Source organism: Bdellovibrio sp. CKG001 (assembly GCF_055397465.1).
Map to the genome: position 1 here is coordinate 471,155 of NZ_AP029173.1, position 16,355 is coordinate 487,509.

The following is a 16,355-nucleotide window of genomic DNA, read 5'->3' on the forward strand; positions in this document are numbered from 1 at the left end:
GCGGCGGCAGCCGCGTAAGCTGAAGCAGAGAAGGAATAGATGAGAATCGCAGATAAAATGGCTTTCAATCAGGTGAACCAGAATCTGACCAAAAACAGGTCGGACATGGCTGATTTGCAAAATCAGGCTGCGACTCAAAAACGTATCAACAAGCCATCTGACGATCCATTGGCATCAGCGCGTGTTCTGACGGCTCGAACTGAAGAACGTGGAAATTCTCAGTTTATTAAGAATATTAATAACGCCAAAAGCTTCCTGGAGTTCTCGGATCAGTCCCTGAGTGAGTTGACTGACATTCTGGTGCGCGCCAAAGAGCTGGCGGTCAGTCAGGCCAATGATGCCAGCGGAAACGAAGAAAGCCGTATGGTGACGGCTTCTGAGATTGAACAGATTTACAATCAGTCCATCCAGATCGGCAACCGCAAGCTCGGTGAAAGATATATCTTTGGTGGGCAGAAAACTCAGACGACGCCGTTTAATCAAAGCGGCGAATACTTCGGCAACGACTCGGACATGAAGATTCAGACCCAGAAGGACGCTTTTGTGGCGATGAACCTTCCGGGCAGTAAAGTGTTCCTGGGTCGGGGCTTGGGCGGGGACGGGATCGTTCGGGCGCAGTATGAGACTCCGACGGATGTTGAGTCCTTAAAAGACTTCCAAAATAAGGAGATTCAGCGTCAAGAGCGCAATGAGCAGATCGACTCCAACTACTTGGAAACTCGCGGTCCTGCCTCGGAGCGTCGTTCCAGCCGCTTGGATAAGCAAGATCCGGTGACGGGGTCGAGCGGGGTGAACCTGTTCTCGACCCTGAAGAATCTTGAGATTTCCATGCGCACCAACGACAAAGAGGGCATCCAGGAAGCCCTGGACACCCTTGATCAGGCTATTTCCCAGGTGGTTTTGGCCCGATCTGAAGTTGGGTCCAGAATTATGGCGGTGAATAACACCATGGATTCCCTGCAAAAGGCTGTGGTGGACAATAAAATTACGGCTTCCCAGCTTGAAGATGCGGATGCCTTCCAGGTTATTTCCGACATCAATAAGACCGATAGCACGCTCAAAGCGACCCTCGAAACGTCTGGAAAGCTTATTCAGCCAAGCCTTCTTGACTTTCTAAGATAAAAATAATACCTACAGTTCCGCTTAAAACTACCGATAACGACTGCAGCAAAAGGAGTTGTCATGCTGGTTCTCACACGGAAGTTGGGTGAAAGCATCGCTATCGATGACCACATCAAAATCAGAGTAGTTCAAATTAAAGGTAAACAGGTCCGCCTAGGCATCGAAGCGCCCAAAGATACCAAAATCCACCGTGAAGAAGTTTACGTTGCGATCCAAGATCAGAATCAGCAGTCTGCCACAACAGACGCTGATAAGACGCGAAATATTGCTAAGCTATTGAAACCATAAGTGTTTCTTTGAACTTGTGCATAAAAAGGCCTGCATTTGATTGTCAGGCCTTTTTTCGTTTTTGAAATCCCTCCCAAATCCTTTCTGGCAAAGGGGTTGCGCCTGAAGCGGTCAGTCATCCTCTCTAGATTTTAATTGAGTCTCCCTAGATTTAGGTCCAGATTTATAGGTGTATTCACCGTCTTAGTGCCTTGGTGTGTCTAAAATAAGGGTGAATCTGTGTACCTGTTTGGAGGGGTTGAATGATCATTTCGACATCAAGATTCGGCCAGATTGAGCTGAAACAAGAAGATGTTCTGACTTTCACCGAAGGCCTTTTGGGCTTCGCTGATTTGCGCAAATTCGTTCTTCTTGATGATCCAAATGACGAGATCTTCGCTTGGTTGCAAAGCTGCGAAGCGCCCGCCATTGCCTTCCCCGTGCTTGAGCCTGAGCTGTTTGCTCCTCAATACAAAGCCAACCTCACTAAAGGTGACATGGAAGCTTTGAAGCTGACGTCTCAAGACAAAGCTCGTTACTTCTCTATCGTGACAATCCCTGACGATCCTACACAAATGACGGCGAACTTGAAGGCACCCGTTGTGGTGAACATTGAAGCGCGCACTGCTCGTCAGTGTGTTCTTCAGGACAACAACCTGGCGATTCGTGAGCCGATCTTCACGAAGCTGCAACAGCGTGTGGTTCAGAACCCGGCTGTGGCGATCAAGAATCAATCCACAGGCATCGACGTTGCGACGAAGCTGACTGTGATTCGCGACGCTGAACTTTAATTTCAGAAGAATCAAAAAAAACGACGAAGGAGCCCGCAAGGCTCCTTTTTTTATTCCAAAGCATTGAGTTCGGCGTTCTTTTCCAGCAAAGAGGATTCCAGTTTTCGCACCTGCTGTTGCTGTTGTTCATAGGCCCGCTGTGTTTGCAGGATCTGCTGACGCAGGGATGTTTCCGAGATTGTGGACTGATAGATATCTTCTTGCAGATTTTGAATCTGGGATCGCATTCCCATAATTTCATTCTGCAGATCCTGGCGATTGCTGTTGATTTCGGCCAAGGCCTGTTCGCGGTCGGCTTGAACTTGGCCGGGGGCTTCCAGCGCTTGCGCCGACAGCAGGAGCTTTTCATTTTGCATCAGTACCAGCTGCTGTTCTTGTTGTGACAGCAAATCATTCAAAACGCTTAGTTCATTCTGTCGGGCGGTGATGTCGTTGAAGTTGGTTTGCCAGTAATTGAGTTGTTCCCTGGTCTGTTGGATGGCTTGTTGTTGTATTCGGATATTATCATCCAGCTGATCGCGGATCGCTTGCATCTGACTGTTTTGTGCCTTCAGAATTTCGTCTGCCCGACGATTGATATCCTGACTGAGTCGATCATAACTGTTGAGCTCCATCATGAAGTCTTGCAGTTGTAAATTGCTTTCACGCAGTTCATTGGCATAGCTGTCGGGGGTGGGGGCCTGTGCATTTTCTTGCTGTCGGGCCTGCAGACTTTCCAAGGCTTGTCTTTGTTGTTCCAACTTGCGGTTTTCTTCCGTGAGTTGTTGTTGCAGATTTAAAGCCTCGCTGCGCAGCCGGGCCTTGGTGGCGGCAACAGCCTTGTTGTCCGGGGCTGCTGTTACAACCACAGGCGCGCTGGCGGGGCGGCGCTGCTGGATTTGTTCCACGCGTTCAACAAGCTGTGTTTGGGTATTCTGAATTCCCTTGTACGAGCGAACCATCCACAGCGAAGCGCCGATGATGACAACCAGGGCGAGAAGAAAAAAGCTATTTCCAGTCATGAGGCCCCTTGATTAGACTAATTTTTCAAGGGGAGAGATTCAAATTTGATGGGCATCTTGTGTTCACTCACAAGATGCCAAAATGCAGAAACTAAGCTTGCTCCAACTGCGGCAGGGACTTCTCAGTCTTCGCACCCAGACGTTTCAGATCCTCGACCTGGTCGATCAGATTGCCGCGACCTTCAGAGACCTTTTTGATCACTTCTTCATGCGCTTTCTGCGCGTCTTCCAGCTTGTTCCCCAGGTGCTGAAGGTCTTTCAGCAGGCCTGCGAACTTGTCGTATAGAAGTCCGCCACGTTTGGCGATCTCAAGCGCATTTTTTTCCTGACGATCTTGTTTCCACAAAGCCGCCACGGTGCGCAGTGTGGCTAGTAAAGTAGTTGGGCTGACGATGGCCACGTTCTTTTCCCAAGCGTATTGGAAAAGGTCTGGCTTCAGTTTAAAGGCCAATGCGAACGCAGGTTCCAGTGGCATGAACAAAATCACAAAGTCTGGGGAGATCAACTTGTCAGCTGCGTGGTATTTTTTGTCAGAAAGACCGTCGATATGCTTTTTCAACGAATCAATGTGCAGCTTGCCCAGACGTTCCTGTTCTTCCGGAGTTTCCGCCGAAGAGTATTGCTCATAGGCGATCAGGGTCATTTTAGAATCCACAATCAGATGTTTTTCATCCGGCAAATTGACGATCACATCCGGACGTAAGATTTGACCATCTTCGCCACGCAGATCCATGTCCGTGCCTTGAATGATGTACTCTTCGCCCTTGCGCAGGCCTGAACGCTCCAGAATGTTTTCCAGAATCAGCTCGCCCCAGTTGCCTTGGGTTTTCACTTCACCCTTGAGCGCTTTAGTCAGGTTTTGAGTTTCAGCGGACATGACTTTGTTGAGTTCCATCAGTTTGGTCAGCTCGCCACGCAGAACCCCACGCTCGGAACGTTCAGTCGAGTAAGTTTCTTCCACTTTTTTCTCGAAGTCTTTAATGCGCTCTTTCAGGGGTTCCAGAACAGAGGCAATATTTTTGTGGTTCTGGTCGGTGAACTTGGCAGATTTTTCTTCAAAGATCTTTTGCGCCATGACCTCAAACTGGGTGTTCATTCTTTGTGCCAGTTCGTCTTGTTGTTTTTTCGTTTCCGTCATCAGGGCTTTTTGTTCCTTCAGGCTTTGTGACAGAAGGTCATTTTTCATCTGCGCGGCCAAAAGATCCGCCTGCATCTGGGCCAGGTCTGCGGTGTTTTGAGCTTTGAGTTTAAAATAAACCAACAGTCCGGAAATCAAGGCTCCCGCCACAAATGCCAGTGCTGTCCATACGCTCATAAAACCCCCTTGAGATCATCGAATTCATCCCCTTTGTGCCCTTAGAAATTCTTTTGGTCACGCGAAAAGAATCTGATACAAAGAGACTGGATTTTAACTCTTAACAATGCGATGCAAAATGACCTCTGCTGGCCAAATTAAAAGTATTCTTCTCGCTTTTCGTCCAAAAACTTTGACTGCTGCCCTGGTGCCCTGTGTGGCGGGGACGGCGCTGGTCAAGGCGATCGGCCTTTCCTGGGATGGGTGGGTTTTGTTTTACGCACTGATGGCGTCCTTCCTGATTCAGATCGGAACTAATTTGGTGAACGATGCCGTGGATTTTAAAAAGGGCGCGGATACGGAAAAGCGCATCGGCCCTCAGCGTATCACGCAAGCCGGGATTCTTTCGGCTAATCAAGTGATGCTTTTGGGGTCCTTGTGTTTCCTACTGGCGGTGCTGTGTGGGATTCCGCTGGTTCTGAAAGGCGGCTGGGTGATTGTGGCAATCGGGATTGCTTCTGTCTTGATGGGGTACTCTTATACTGCAGGCCCGTTCCCTTTGGCTTATCTGGGGTTGGGGGACTTGTTTGTGATTATTTTCTTCGGCCTGCTGGCGGTGATGGGAATCGTCTTCCTGAACACAGGGGAATGGATGGTCGAGGCGTTTGTCTTAGGTTTGCAGATTGGTTTGCATGCCACTGTGTTGATTGCGATCAACAATCTGCGCGATCACACCGGGGATCGTCTGGTGAACAAAAAAACTTTGGCCGTGCGCTTTGGAGTGAAATTTTCCCGCTGGGAGATTGCCGCCTTGAGCTTCCTGCCGTTTGTTTTGAATCTTTACTGGTGGTTTGAAGGATACAAAATTGCCGCGATCGTTTCTTTGCTGGCGATTCCTTTGGCTGTCAAAATCACCAAGAATATTTTCAACACAGAGCCCAGTCCGGCCTATAACAAGTTCTTGGGGCAGGCGGCGGGATTGCACTTGGTGTTTGGTCTTCTTATCGCGTTAGGATTTGCCTTTTGATTAAAATCTTCTTTCACCCTTATTTTCTAAAGCCCATGACCGTCCTGAATGCGGCCTCCAAGCCCACAGCACGGCAAGGGGCTTTGCTGCGGGTGGAATGGAATGACGGACATGTGGGCTATGCGGATTTGCACCCCTGGCCTGAACTGGGTGATCTGTCTTTGGCGGAGCAACTGGAGGATCTGCGTTTAGGGCGTATGACCACGCAAATCGAGCAAAGCATCTGGCTGGCTCGTCGGGATGCGGTCTTAAGAAAACAGCGCAAGAACGTGTTTGATGTGGGTGAAAAGATCCGTAATAACTTTTTGCTTTCGAACTATCAGGATTTAAAGCCGGGTTTTCTGGATGAACTTAAAAAAGAAGGCTTCACCACCGTAAAAGTCAAAATGGGGCAGGATCTTCAGCAAGAGGCGGTGGCTTTGACTCACCTGGCGGCGGCAGGCCTGCGCATCCGACTGGATTTCAATGCGCTGGGAAGCTGGCAGATTTTTGAAAAGTTCATGACGGGACTTTCCCCCTCAGTGCGTGCTTTGATCGACTATGTGGAAGATCCATTTCCGTTTGATTTCCATGCCTGGAATGAGGCGCGCAAGCTGTGTAAGATCGCCTTGGACAATCAATATGATAAGGTTCCGTGGGGAAAAATTCCGTCGGCGCCTTTTGATGTGATCGTGGTTAAGCCCGCGAAGACAGACGTGGATAAAGCCGTGGGATACTGTCAGAAGTGGAATCTCAAACTGACGGTGACCAGTTATATGGATCATCCCGTTGGGGTGATTCATGCCCTGGGTGTTGCGATGGACCTCAAGAAACAGCACGGTGATATGGTGCTAGAGGCAGGCTGCCTGACCCATCGACTGTTTCAGATGGACTCTTTCTCGGCCGAGATAGGAACTCAAGGACCGTATATACTAAAGACCAAAGGAGTCGGTGTCGGCTTTGATGCTTTGTTGGAGGCTTTGCCGTGGCAACCCGTTCAAAGACCTTAGACCTTTATTCTTCCGACAACGAAATTCTGCTCAACCCACGCTGGCCCGAGGCGGACTATCAGGCTTTGTATAAATTGGCCCAAGACACGCAGGATCTTTTGAATCTGCAGGGTCATGTGTGGATTGCGACCTCGGGTTCGACGGCTCATTCAATTTCTGCCACCAAACTGGTGGCGCTTTCTAAAAAGGCCCTGATGGCTTCTGCCAAGGCTGTGAATGCCCATCTGCAAAGTACTGAACAGGACGTCTGGACTCAGGTGCTTCCGCATTTTCATGTGGGGGGGCTGGGGATTGAAATTCGTGCGGCTCTCAGCGGGGCGAAAGTGGTGGCTGCCCTGAAAGAAAACCGCTGGGATGTGCATCACTTCTATCAAACACTCCTCAATGAAAAATGCACTCTTTCGGCTCTGGTGCCGACGCAAGTTTATGACCTGGTGGCGCAGGGTTATCGTGCTCCGTCCCATATGAGGGCCATTGTCGTCGGAGGCGGTGCCTTTGAGTTGGATCTTTATAAAAAAGCGCGCGCCTTGGGTTGGCCGGTGCTTCCCAGTTATGGGATGAGCGAGACTGCCTCGCAGATTGCCACGGCATCGTTGGAATCACTCAGTGGGCACGAGTTCCCGGTGGTGGGATTGTTGCCCCATGCGAAAGCTCGCAAGAACGCTGAAGGATATCTGGAAGTGTGGGCGGAATCTTTGTTCAGTCTTTATGCTCAGAACACCCCTGAAGGCCCCCGTCATTGGAATCCCAAAAAAGAAGATGGCTGGTTCACTACGGAGGATCGTGGTGAGGTTGTTGAGGGCGCACTGAAAATTGAGGGCCGCAGCAAAGACTATATCAAGATCGGTGGCGAGGGCACCAACGTGGCTCGCCTGCGTACTGTGCTGGAATCGTGTGCTTTGCATTTAAATCCGGACTGGCCGGTGAAGGTGACATTGCTGGACATGCCTTCTGACAGGCTGGGGGCCGAGATTCACGCCGTCAGTCTTTTGTCTGAAGCAGATACGCAAAAAGTCCTTCAGTTGTATGCGGAAAAAGTGCTTCCGTTCGAAAAAGCTCGTAAGATTTACTATATGTCAGAGATTCCGCGCAGTGAGTTGGGTAAAATCCTGTGGGCGGAGTTGAGGAGAAAACTATGAAACACGAAAAGAATCCGTGGTCCAAGGGTATTGTGCTGATCTGCACGAAATGCCATAAGTCCATCAGTCCCAAACTTTTGGAAGAAGAGGGCAATAGCGCCGAAAATCTGAAAATGTTCCTGAAAAAGAAATTTAAAGAATCCGGTGATTCTTCCAAGATCCGCGTGGTGACTTCAAGCTGTTTGGATGTTTGTATTGATGACACTCAAGCCATCACCTATGCCGGCACCGATGGGGACACAGAAACTTTCGCGATCCATCCGGAAAAGGACCGCGAAAAGATCCTGAAATACCTGCACGAAAAAATCGACTAGTGCAGCTTACTTGAAGATCTCACTGAAGTCGGCCCCCATGTAACCGGCTGTGCTGTTGACATAAATCGTGAAGGAAGTTCCGGCAAGACCCAAAGTCTGTATGTAGACGGTCCCGATACTTTCACCTTCAGTGATTGTCAGTGGTGTCGAGCTGCCGCCGCTCATCGGGGTCATGCAGTTCGGATCAGCATAAAGCGGTGCCACCCCACCGGGCGTCAGATACACCTGCAAAGCCGTTGTGATCGTGCTGGGGGCTGTCTTGAAGATTCCCGCTCCATCAATGAGCCCCACAGAGATAGGCTTGCAGTTCCCGGCCGTCAGATCCATGGGCGCAATTTTAAACTGACGGGCAATGGAATGAATGTCCACAAGAGGCGTGGCCGAGGTCAGGCCGGAAGCCGTGATATTGAAATGATATGTTCCGGCACTGGATGCCATGGGGCGGAAGTACACGGTGGCGCTGCTTTTATTTTTTGCGATGGTGGTGGAGGAGATCGGCGAGGAGCAGCCCTCATCAGAGTAAAACTGACCCAGGCCGGATTCCTGTGTTGCCAGGCTGACATTCAAGGCACCCGTCATTGGCAGTAACGAGCCATGGGCATTCGTTGTAAGAACTTGGTACACGTTGCAATCACCATTAACGATATTACGCGGACCTTGGAACTCAAGTCGGGTCACCGTATTTTTGTCACTGAGATCCGCCCGAAGATCCCAAGGTTGGGCATCATAAGTCAGAGAGTTGCCCGGTGATCCCGCCGCTGTAAATTGGAAGGCGACAAAACTTTGTGTGTCAGCCCCGCTGGGGACAAACTTCATATAAGCCTTAAGAACCGGATCATAGCTGGTGAAGCTATATTCGGTGGCTTGATTCATACAGAATTCGTCGGAATAGAACTTCAGCCGCGCATCCGTGGCACTGAGATTGAGAGTGCCGCCAAATTGATCGTTGGCAGGACTGTTGTTGTACATCTGCGAGCGGATTCGTAGTGGATAGCAGACATTTTTATAAAGTTGCGGGACAGTTTGTTCCAGGGACAGCCAGCGTTGGGTGGAGGAATACTCTGAACTGCGCAGAATCACATTGGTCGCAACGGGGTTGGCGGTCAAAGCTGACAGGTTCGACAGTGTGAAGGCCAACAAACCATCAATGGGCGTATTGGGGAAGCGGTAAATCACTTCGGCATAATCGGATCCTGCGGGGATCTTGAACGTGTCGCTCGGATTAATGCTGCTGTGACAATCTCCCCAGTTGGAATAAGCTGTGATGGCGCTAGCAGTGTTGCCTGAAGCACTTTGACTGATTTTGAAAGTAACGTCGGCGCTATGAGCGACTCGGTATCCGGAAGCATTGCTAATATAAACGAAGAAAGAACCACATTGATTTGCTCCCGCATATCCGCGGGGCCAGTTTTTTTCCAAATTCAAGGTTGTCGCGACAGAGCTTCCTCCGCCAGCGCCGCCGCCGTTGCCGGGACTCATATCCAGCAGGGTCAGGGTTTCCGTATCGCCAATCACGGAAAGACCTTTGATATAGATCGCGTTCACATCATCCGACGTGCTGATACCCCAAAGGTTGAGCAGATCATTCTTCGTCAGATAAATATCAAAACTGCCATCAGCGCAATCCGTGTCATTGGTTTGCCCCACGGGCAGAGAGGTGTTCGTTAGATCAGGCGTGGTCGGAGCCTGGTGCCACGCCTTCTTGTCAAAACTGACAAGCACGGTGCTGACCCGTGTGTCGCAGCTTCCTTGGAGGCGTGCATAGTTTTGAATTTCAAATTCCTGCTGGAAAGGGTTGGTCCCTTTCAGCGCGGGCGCCGGAAGCTTTTTCCCCAGCGGAGACATCTCCATCTCGGGCTCTTTACATCCGACCAGGATCAAGCATGTAAACAAAAAAGCGGTGAGTTTTTTACCAGTTACGTACGTCATGCTGTACTTTTCGACAGGCTCTTAGGACCCCTTAAGCGTCAAACTGAGAATCAGCAGTGTTCTTGTTCGAATGTAAGGTCTTTGCATCATTTTGACCGAGCATGTCTTGAGTCTGCTCACATTCAGCGGAATAGTGAAATGGAGGGTCTTAATATGAAACACTTGTTGTTGATTTTTGTTGTGATGAGTTCGGTGTCTGCTCAGGCCATTCCCGTCCCCGATCCCGTGCCGGGCTTGATGGCTGCCTTGCAGTTTTGCACGCAGATTGAGGACGACACAGTGATCCCAGCCTGTGTGCGAATCGAAAGTTCCGCAAACTGGTTTACCAAAGAAGCCCTTCCGATTTGCATGCAGCAAAGTTTCGATGAAGATCGAGTTCGCTGTTTACGCGGTATTCAAAACAGCCATATCCGTGTTGAAGAAGTGCAGGTCTGCGAATCCCTGACCTTTGATGATGAAAAGGCGCGCTGTCTGGCTGGGATCAACAGACCTTTTCCTTATCGAACCCGTCTGAAGGTGGATCCGACTCCAGGACTGCAGGCGGCTTCACGATTGTGTCAGTCATTCTTCACTGATGAAGACAAGCGCCGTTGTTTAAGAGAGCTCACCGCCGCCGAACTCTTCACAGTGGATGCGGTGGGATTCTGCGCGGACCGTTTTTCTGATGACGAAAAGATCCAGTGCCTGGCGATTTTGCGCAATAAGTTTATTGTCGCTGATGAAGTTAGAATCTGTGAGAAGGTTTTCACCGATGAAGGCAAGTTATCCTGCCTTCAGGGTGTGGAACGAAAGTATCTGCTGCGTCGCCCCTAGGGCAAATCTTGGGGGCTTATTTCGTTGGGCTGACTTTGCAGATTTCAACCAGAGTTCTTTCTTTGGTTAAGGCAAAGATCTCTTCGATTTCCGCGTTGGTCACAGCCACGCATCCCAGTGTCCAATCCAGTGGATGGATTTTGCTGATGCGCTCGTATTTTGCCGGATTCGACGGCAAGCCGTGAATCATGATATCGCCGCCCGGGGAGCGACCCTGGGATTTTGCATACGCGATGTCGTCTTTATTTGGATAGTCCACGTGCAAGGATTTGGTGAAAGCACTTTGCGCATTCTTGTAGTCGATGGTGTAGATTCCTTCCGGAGTTTTTCCGTCACCTTCGAATTGTTTGTGACCGATGAAGTTCCAGCCAAAAGCCACGGTGTAAGTTCTTAGCAAAGTTTCTCCGGAAACCAGATAAAGCTGGCGGCGGTCTTTGGAAACGACGATGCGTTCGACGTTTAAACCTTCGCGCTTGATGCGCTCCACAGATTCGCGACTGCGATCCAGAAGTTTGTCGATGCGGGTGATGTCATCGCAGAATTTGTAGGAGCGATCCTTTGGGTTGCCCGCAAAAGCTTGTACGGAAAGAAGACTTGCTGCCAATAGGGGGAAGATGATTTTTTTCATATGGCATCCTTGTACCATATTTTGTCGGCCCCCGAGAATTGCAAGTGCGGAATCTAGTGGAGAAGGAAGGTAATTCAGCATTGTCAAAGGAGTCGACAGTGCGCTCTGACAAGACAGTATTCAAAGGGACAAAAATGGGCAAAAAAGGGGGCTTATTTGCCCCAGCCTTTTTCACTTTCGATCTGTTCGCGGATCTGCTGCTCGATTTTTTCAGCCGGGATCACCGGACCCTTACCCACGCCAGGGCAGAAGGCTTTGACATCCTTAGCCCAGGACTTGGCGTTCATCACCTCGGGCCAGAACGGCCAGGTACGGCACTGGGTGGGGCGCGCTTCATAGACGCTGCAACCTTTGCCTTTTAAGAACATACAATCCGGATTTTTGGGATCCTCTTTCAGATGCCAGATACCACCGGTCATCTCGCAGTACTTACGAGTGAAGTCACCCGTGCGCATTTTCAAGTGTTTGGCAAAACGCTGGCGGTCTTCCAGACTCAGATAAACGAAGCCATATTCGCCGTGGGAGGTGCAGCACTTGCCTGAACCTGTGCACTCAAAACGAACGCCTTCGCGCCACCATTCTTTTCCGGTAAATTTAAAATCTTCCATCACGCTCCCTTAGCAACCCTGACCGGTGGATTCCAAATAGGGCTCCAGGCGCGATTTCATCAAAGTTGGCAATGCAGTTTTTTGTTTGGTCTTTCCGTCAAGCACGGCATGGACCATGGTGACGACGGCGTTTGTTTTGTCGTTGCGGCTAAAGACGTATTTCATTTTAAAGGAAGTCTCACCAAAACTCGCCACACAAACGTGAATGTCATAGGTTTCGCCCGGCACGAAAGGTGCCAGATAGTTGGCCTCCGAATGGCGCAGGGGAATGATCAGCTCGCGGCTGCCAAACCATTCATTCCATGTGTAGCCCGCCTCGATGATAAATTGCTCGAAAGCGTCGTGGGCCAGGCCAAAAATATTTCCGAAAAACATGATCCCCGCGGGGTCGGCTTCCCGGAAGGTGATGGTCTTCTTTGTGTGAAAGACTTTATTCATAATGTCTCGGACTTTACGGCCTTTGATCCCTTGACAGCAAGCAGATAAATCGCGAAGTTAGCGGGACAAGTCGCCCTCTTGAGGAGTTAAAATTGCAACGCAGCGTCATTGATCTGAAAGTCTATGATTCAAAGGATTTCCCGGCCTATCTGCCGAAGCTGAACAAGCTTTATGACGATCTCTTTTCCGGCGGCAAAGGCTTTCGTGCAAAATTGATTCGTATGATGGCGGCCAATTTGGGGATCGAACCCAAAACCGAGCTTTTGTTGTCTCAAACAATCGAGTTCATCCACAACGCTTCGCTGTTGCATGATGATCTGATCGACCGCTCTCATCTTCGTCGTGGAAAGACGGCGGCCTGGCTAAAGTACACTCCTGAATACGCGGTACTGGCGGGCGACTATCTGCTGGCGCGAGTGATGGTGAATCTGTCCGGTCACGGGAACATCAAGCTGGTTCAGTACACGGCCGAAGTGATTTCGGATCTTTTGGAAGGGGAGTGGCTGCAGGACTCTGTGGTCGGTGACTTCTTTGTGACCATTGAACAACTGGATCGCATTCATAATCTGAAAACCGCAAGTCTGTTCAAATGGTGCATCCGTGCTCCGTTCATCGCGCAAGAGCGCTACGACGAAGAATTGCACAACATTCTGTCTGAGATGGGAACTTTACTGGGGCAGTTGTTCCAGCGCAGTGATGATCTTTTGGACTATGACATCCGCAACGATGAAGGCAAAGCGATTCTGGGCGATCTGAAATCAGGTTATCTGAACTCTTTCGGTGCATTCATGTGCCAAGGGGCCACTCGTCATGAAATTGATCAAATCGTCAAAAGTAAAAACCTGGAACAATTCTATGCCAACGTGGGGGGTAAAGCCCGCTTTGATCAGAAGCTTCTGGAATTTGACGAAATCAACAAGGGCCTGATCAAGCTGTACGATCATCATCTGGAGCGTCTGAAAACCTTCCTGAAGCCGGGCGAGGAAAAACTGATCGACCAGCTTCGTCCGTTGACAGAGATCCTGTACTGGAGAAGGAAGCCTTCGTGAGTGAGCTGATCACGCTTTCCAAAAAGAACCCGGAGTTTGAATCTTATCTGCTCGGAACATTTTCAAAGACTCAACGGGCGCTGCCACAACAGACGCTGAATGTGAATTCGGCTGCTGAAACGGTGACGTTCAAAGTGATGTCCTTAAATGAAATCCCCAAGCCGTCTTTGTGGATGGCGATTGCACAGATTTATAAAGTTCGCAGCTTTCTTTTGATTTTCCTGCCGCTGCTTTTGATCATGACCAAGAACGTGGATGATCACACCATGCAGGACCCGGTGACGACAATCATCGCCACCGTGGGGGTCTTGCTGGCTTTTATTGCCGTCAATTTGCGCAATGATTATATGGACCACATGAAGGGCGTGGATCGCGTGCTTGAGCGCAGCGGCAGCCGCGCCATTCAAAGTGGATGGGTGACTGCGGCTCAGGTAAAAAGTCTGTCCACCGTCTTCTTGGTTTTGGCCATCTTGTGTGCGATCCCGTTGATTTTTGCTTTTCCAGAACTGGCCGGAATTATTGGTGCCAGTCTGGGTATTGGACTGTGGGCGCAGTTTAAAAAACAGAATTCTTTCAAATATCGTATCGGCGGGGAGCTGGCGCTCTTTGTGATGTTAGGGCCCTTGCTGACAGTGGGATTTCAGATGTCCATGGGGGTTCCTGCGGATATCGAAAGCTTCTGGCTGGGATGTGTTTGGGGCTGGTTGATTCTGTTCATGGTTCACTTGCGCAACTTCATGAACATCTTCCCCAGCAGTCAGGCAGGGTTCACCAACACTGTGAATTGGCTGGGGTTTGATAAAGCCCGCAGACTGATCGCGGCGTGGTGGGTTTTGTTTGTGATCTTCAATCTGGCTTATCATCTGTTGTACGCCGGATTCTACTGGGGCTTGTATTTGACGGTTGTGCTGGTGTTTGCGTCGGTGGGATTTATCCATAAGTTGAAGAACATCTCCAGCCCTGTTGGCAGCGACATGAAAGCTGTGTTCCGCTCTGGTTTTTATTTGTTCCTCTTGGCCATCGGCATGTGGGTTTTTGAGTGTCTATGGTATCTGCTCCGCTAGGCGGCTCTCGCATATGTGTCAGGGCCGATGACGCCGGCCTTGAAAAAGCTCAAAAGTGGGCGGCGTTTTTGCAGGCGCCGCTCAATCCGGAAAATCCTGAAAACTATTTTTTCCATTTCTGTCTCGAAGGCGACCGCGTGTTTGTGCGCGATCTGGAAAAGCGTCTGCTGGAAATCGACTTTGATAAGAATCATCTGGATTATGAGCGCAAAGGTCATCGCGGCAAGAATGAGCTGATCGCCAAGGCGCTTGGGGTTGCAAAAGGGGCCCGACGCATTCTGGATCTGTCTGTGGGGATGGGCATCGACAGCGTGTTCCTGACTCAACTGGGGTTCACGGTCAATGGTGTGGAGCGGTCCCCGGTGCTGTATGCGCTTTTGTCCGAGGCCTTTGCTCGCACGAAAAAAGATTATCTGAAGTCCTATCAGCTTCATTTTGGCGATGCGCTGGAGTTTTTAAAAAAGAACAAAGGCCTGCTTGAAATCGACTCCATTTATTTTGATCCGATGTATCCGCACAAAAAGAAGTCCGCTCTTCCCAAGCAAGAGATGGTTGTATTCAGGGATTTGGTCGGACATGACGAAGATGCCAGTCTGGTTTTGCAAGAAGCCCTGACCTGGCCTGTGCAAAGAGTGGTGGTGAAGCGCCCCATGCAGGCGGAAGAACTGCTGCCGGGAGTTCGTCATTCCTATGAAGGAAAGGTGGTTCGCTATGATACTTATGTGGTTGGGTAGTTTTGTTCTGATGCTGGCCGGAATGGTGTATTCCCAGCAACTTCTGGCAAAGCTGCTGTCCGGTCTGCAAAAAAGTTTTTTGGACAAGGGTTTGGAAGCAAAGCTCGGCACGATGTTCGTACGTGCCTTCAGTGTGGTGATGCTGGAGGTTTCTTCGCAAAGATCCCTGTATTCGGGATTGGCGCTTTTGAATTTGCGAGTTCTTCCGGCCCGTCCCAGTGCACTGGTCATGTGCTTAAGCACGCTGGGGGCGTGGTGGGTTCTGATTCTGGGTGTACTATTTATGAGCTTCAACGGCTTCTTCCTGTTAGGGGTTGCCGGTCTTTTGTGCCTGACAGTTTTTGTCGGCGCTAAAACCCGCGACGTTTTGTTGTTCGTGGGTGCCGTGGGGCTGTTCCTGGTGGGCGGCGAAAGCATGCTTCGTAATTCCAGTGTGATTCAGACAATTCTGGGGCAAAGTGATTTGGCTTTCTTCCTGGCAGATGGTCGTTTCCCGACGGTGGTGACTTTCTTTGTGCTGGCTGCTGCTTTAAGTCTGGTGGTGCAGATTGAGTTCTGGTCCCTGGCGCTGGCGTTGAGCCTGCTTCTGACAAACACGATCGCTTTCAACGGAGCCCTGGGGCTTGTCGCTGGGGAGCGTGTGGGGCGCATGATCTTTTTCTGGTGGCAAAGCCGATCCCTAAATCAGCAATGCCGCCGTATGGCCCTGCAGTTTGCGGGTGTTTCTGCGCTGGGGGCAGTGGTGGGCCTATTGCTGGCGGGTGAAATCAGAACTTTCCTGGGCTTGGGATTCACTTCCGGTCTGGCGTCATTTCAGGACAAGAGCTTACAGTTCGTGTTGCTGTTTGCATTGATTTTGGCAACACAGTGGATGGCGCAGATGATCTGGGGTCACTTCGGGGCCGAAGCTCCGGTGGATGAAATGCAGGATGCGAAATATTTTGGCTCAAACTGGAAAGCCTGGGGTTTGTTGTCAGCCCCCGTGATGGTTTGGGCTCGTGAAAAGGTCCACAAAAGACACAGCGAGATCCGCTATCATCTGCAGGGATTAGGAACCCTGACAGAGGGGCAAGTTCCGGCACCGATACAGGCTCGACTAAAGGCCGAAGAAGAACAGTTGAATATGTTCCTTCACGACTGGCACTAAA

General features: G+C 50.2%; 18 protein-coding genes. 12 read left to right on the forward strand and 6 right to left on the reverse strand.

Annotated elements, in window-relative coordinates:
• Positions 1–39 precede the first annotated feature (39 nt).
• From flgL to fliW, 3 genes are all read left to right on the forward strand, one after another.
• Positions 40–1,122, forward strand: coding sequence for a flagellar hook-associated protein FlgL (gene flgL, locus ACZ50P_RS02350; protein WP_464133161.1), 1,083 nt, complete (start codon positions 40–42; stop codon positions 1,120–1,122).
• A gap of 60 nt (positions 1,123–1,182) precedes the next feature.
• Positions 1,183–1,410, forward strand: coding sequence for a carbon storage regulator CsrA (gene csrA, locus ACZ50P_RS02355; RefSeq protein WP_038451346.1), 228 nt, complete (start codon positions 1,183–1,185; stop codon positions 1,408–1,410).
• A gap of 242 nt (positions 1,411–1,652) precedes the next feature.
• Positions 1,653–2,180, forward strand: a complete 528-nt coding sequence (fliW, locus tag ACZ50P_RS02360; protein WP_464119996.1) for a flagellar assembly protein FliW — start codon at positions 1,653–1,655, stop codon at positions 2,178–2,180.
• Between the two features lie 50 nt (positions 2,181–2,230).
• Here the strand turns inward: fliW and ACZ50P_RS02365 are convergent, their stop codons facing one another.
• On the reverse strand, positions 2,231–3,181 hold the full coding sequence (locus tag ACZ50P_RS02365; RefSeq protein ID WP_464133164.1) for a hypothetical protein: 951 nt from the start codon (positions 3,179–3,181) through the stop codon (positions 2,231–2,233).
• A gap of 91 nt (positions 3,182–3,272) precedes the next feature.
• Positions 3,273–4,496, reverse strand: coding sequence for a DNA recombination protein RmuC (locus ACZ50P_RS02370; protein ID WP_464133165.1), 1,224 nt, complete (start codon positions 4,494–4,496; stop codon positions 3,273–3,275).
• 118 nt (positions 4,497–4,614) lie between these two features.
• Here ACZ50P_RS02370 and menA point away from each other — a divergent pair, with 118 nt between their 5' ends.
• From menA to ACZ50P_RS02390, 4 genes are read left to right on the forward strand one after another with little or no spacing between them, the layout of a single operon-like run.
• The gene (gene menA / locus ACZ50P_RS02375; RefSeq protein ID WP_464133167.1) at positions 4,615–5,502 is read left to right on the forward strand and encodes a 1,4-dihydroxy-2-naphthoate octaprenyltransferase; all 888 of its coding nucleotides are present in this window, start codon (positions 4,615–4,617) and stop codon (positions 5,500–5,502) included.
• Complete coding sequence (menC, locus tag ACZ50P_RS02380; protein WP_464133169.1) at positions 5,499–6,491, forward strand: o-succinylbenzoate synthase MenC; 993 nt, start codon at positions 5,499–5,501, stop codon at positions 6,489–6,491. The genes menA and menC overlap by 4 nt, the downstream gene beginning before the upstream one ends.
• Positions 6,467–7,630, forward strand: coding sequence for an AMP-binding protein (locus ACZ50P_RS02385; protein ID WP_464133171.1), 1,164 nt, complete (start codon positions 6,467–6,469; stop codon positions 7,628–7,630). Before menC ends, ACZ50P_RS02385 begins: the two co-directional genes overlap by 25 nt.
• Entirely contained in the window at positions 7,627–7,944 is a 318-nt protein-coding gene (locus tag ACZ50P_RS02390; RefSeq protein ID WP_464120002.1) for a (2Fe-2S) ferredoxin domain-containing protein, read from the forward strand. Before ACZ50P_RS02385 ends, ACZ50P_RS02390 begins: the two co-directional genes overlap by 4 nt.
• A 6-nt stretch (positions 7,945–7,950) precedes the next feature.
• Here the strand turns inward: ACZ50P_RS02390 and ACZ50P_RS02395 are convergent, their stop codons facing one another.
• Complete coding sequence (locus ACZ50P_RS02395; RefSeq protein ID WP_464133172.1) at positions 7,951–9,873, reverse strand: hypothetical protein; 1,923 nt, start codon at positions 9,871–9,873, stop codon at positions 7,951–7,953.
• A 153-nt stretch (positions 9,874–10,026) separates the two neighbouring features.
• Between ACZ50P_RS02395 and ACZ50P_RS02400 the strand changes: the two genes are divergently transcribed.
• Positions 10,027–10,686 carry a hypothetical protein gene (locus tag ACZ50P_RS02400; protein ID WP_464133175.1) on the forward strand — a complete coding sequence of 220 codons (660 nt, stop codon included), beginning with the start codon at positions 10,027–10,029 and terminating at the stop codon, positions 10,684–10,686.
• A 16-nt stretch (positions 10,687–10,702) separates the two neighbouring features.
• Here ACZ50P_RS02400 and ACZ50P_RS02405 read toward each other — a convergent pair whose 3' ends face one another.
• From ACZ50P_RS02405 to ACZ50P_RS02415, 3 genes are all read right to left on the reverse strand, one after another.
• Positions 10,703–11,314 (reverse strand): L,D-transpeptidase family protein, encoded by a 612-nt coding sequence (locus ACZ50P_RS02405; RefSeq protein ID WP_464133177.1) that lies wholly within the window; start codon positions 11,312–11,314, stop codon positions 10,703–10,705.
• A gap of 152 nt (positions 11,315–11,466) precedes the next feature.
• Complete coding sequence (locus ACZ50P_RS02410; RefSeq protein ID WP_464133179.1) at positions 11,467–11,922, reverse strand: YkgJ family cysteine cluster protein; 456 nt, start codon at positions 11,920–11,922, stop codon at positions 11,467–11,469.
• 9 nt (positions 11,923–11,931) lie between these two features.
• Positions 11,932–12,360, reverse strand: coding sequence for an acyl-CoA thioesterase (locus ACZ50P_RS02415; RefSeq protein ID WP_464120007.1), 429 nt, complete (start codon positions 12,358–12,360; stop codon positions 11,932–11,934).
• A gap of 92 nt (positions 12,361–12,452) precedes the next feature.
• Here ACZ50P_RS02415 and ACZ50P_RS02420 point away from each other — a divergent pair, with 92 nt between their 5' ends.
• From ACZ50P_RS02420 to ACZ50P_RS02435, 4 genes are read left to right on the forward strand one after another with little or no spacing between them, the layout of a single operon-like run.
• Complete coding sequence (locus tag ACZ50P_RS02420) at positions 12,453–13,409, forward strand: polyprenyl synthetase family protein (RefSeq protein WP_464120008.1); 957 nt, start codon at positions 12,453–12,455, stop codon at positions 13,407–13,409.
• Positions 13,406–14,473, forward strand: coding sequence for a prenyltransferase (locus ACZ50P_RS02425; RefSeq protein WP_464133180.1), 1,068 nt, complete (start codon positions 13,406–13,408; stop codon positions 14,471–14,473). Before ACZ50P_RS02420 ends, ACZ50P_RS02425 begins: the two co-directional genes overlap by 4 nt.
• Positions 14,455–15,207, forward strand: a complete 753-nt coding sequence (locus tag ACZ50P_RS02430) for a class I SAM-dependent methyltransferase (RefSeq protein WP_464135162.1) — start codon at positions 14,455–14,457, stop codon at positions 15,205–15,207. The genes ACZ50P_RS02425 and ACZ50P_RS02430 overlap by 19 nt, the downstream gene beginning before the upstream one ends.
• Entirely contained in the window at positions 15,185–16,354 is a 1,170-nt protein-coding gene (locus ACZ50P_RS02435; RefSeq protein ID WP_464133183.1) for a hypothetical protein, read from the forward strand. The genes ACZ50P_RS02430 and ACZ50P_RS02435 overlap by 23 nt, the downstream gene beginning before the upstream one ends.
• Position 16,355 lies beyond the last annotated feature (1 nt).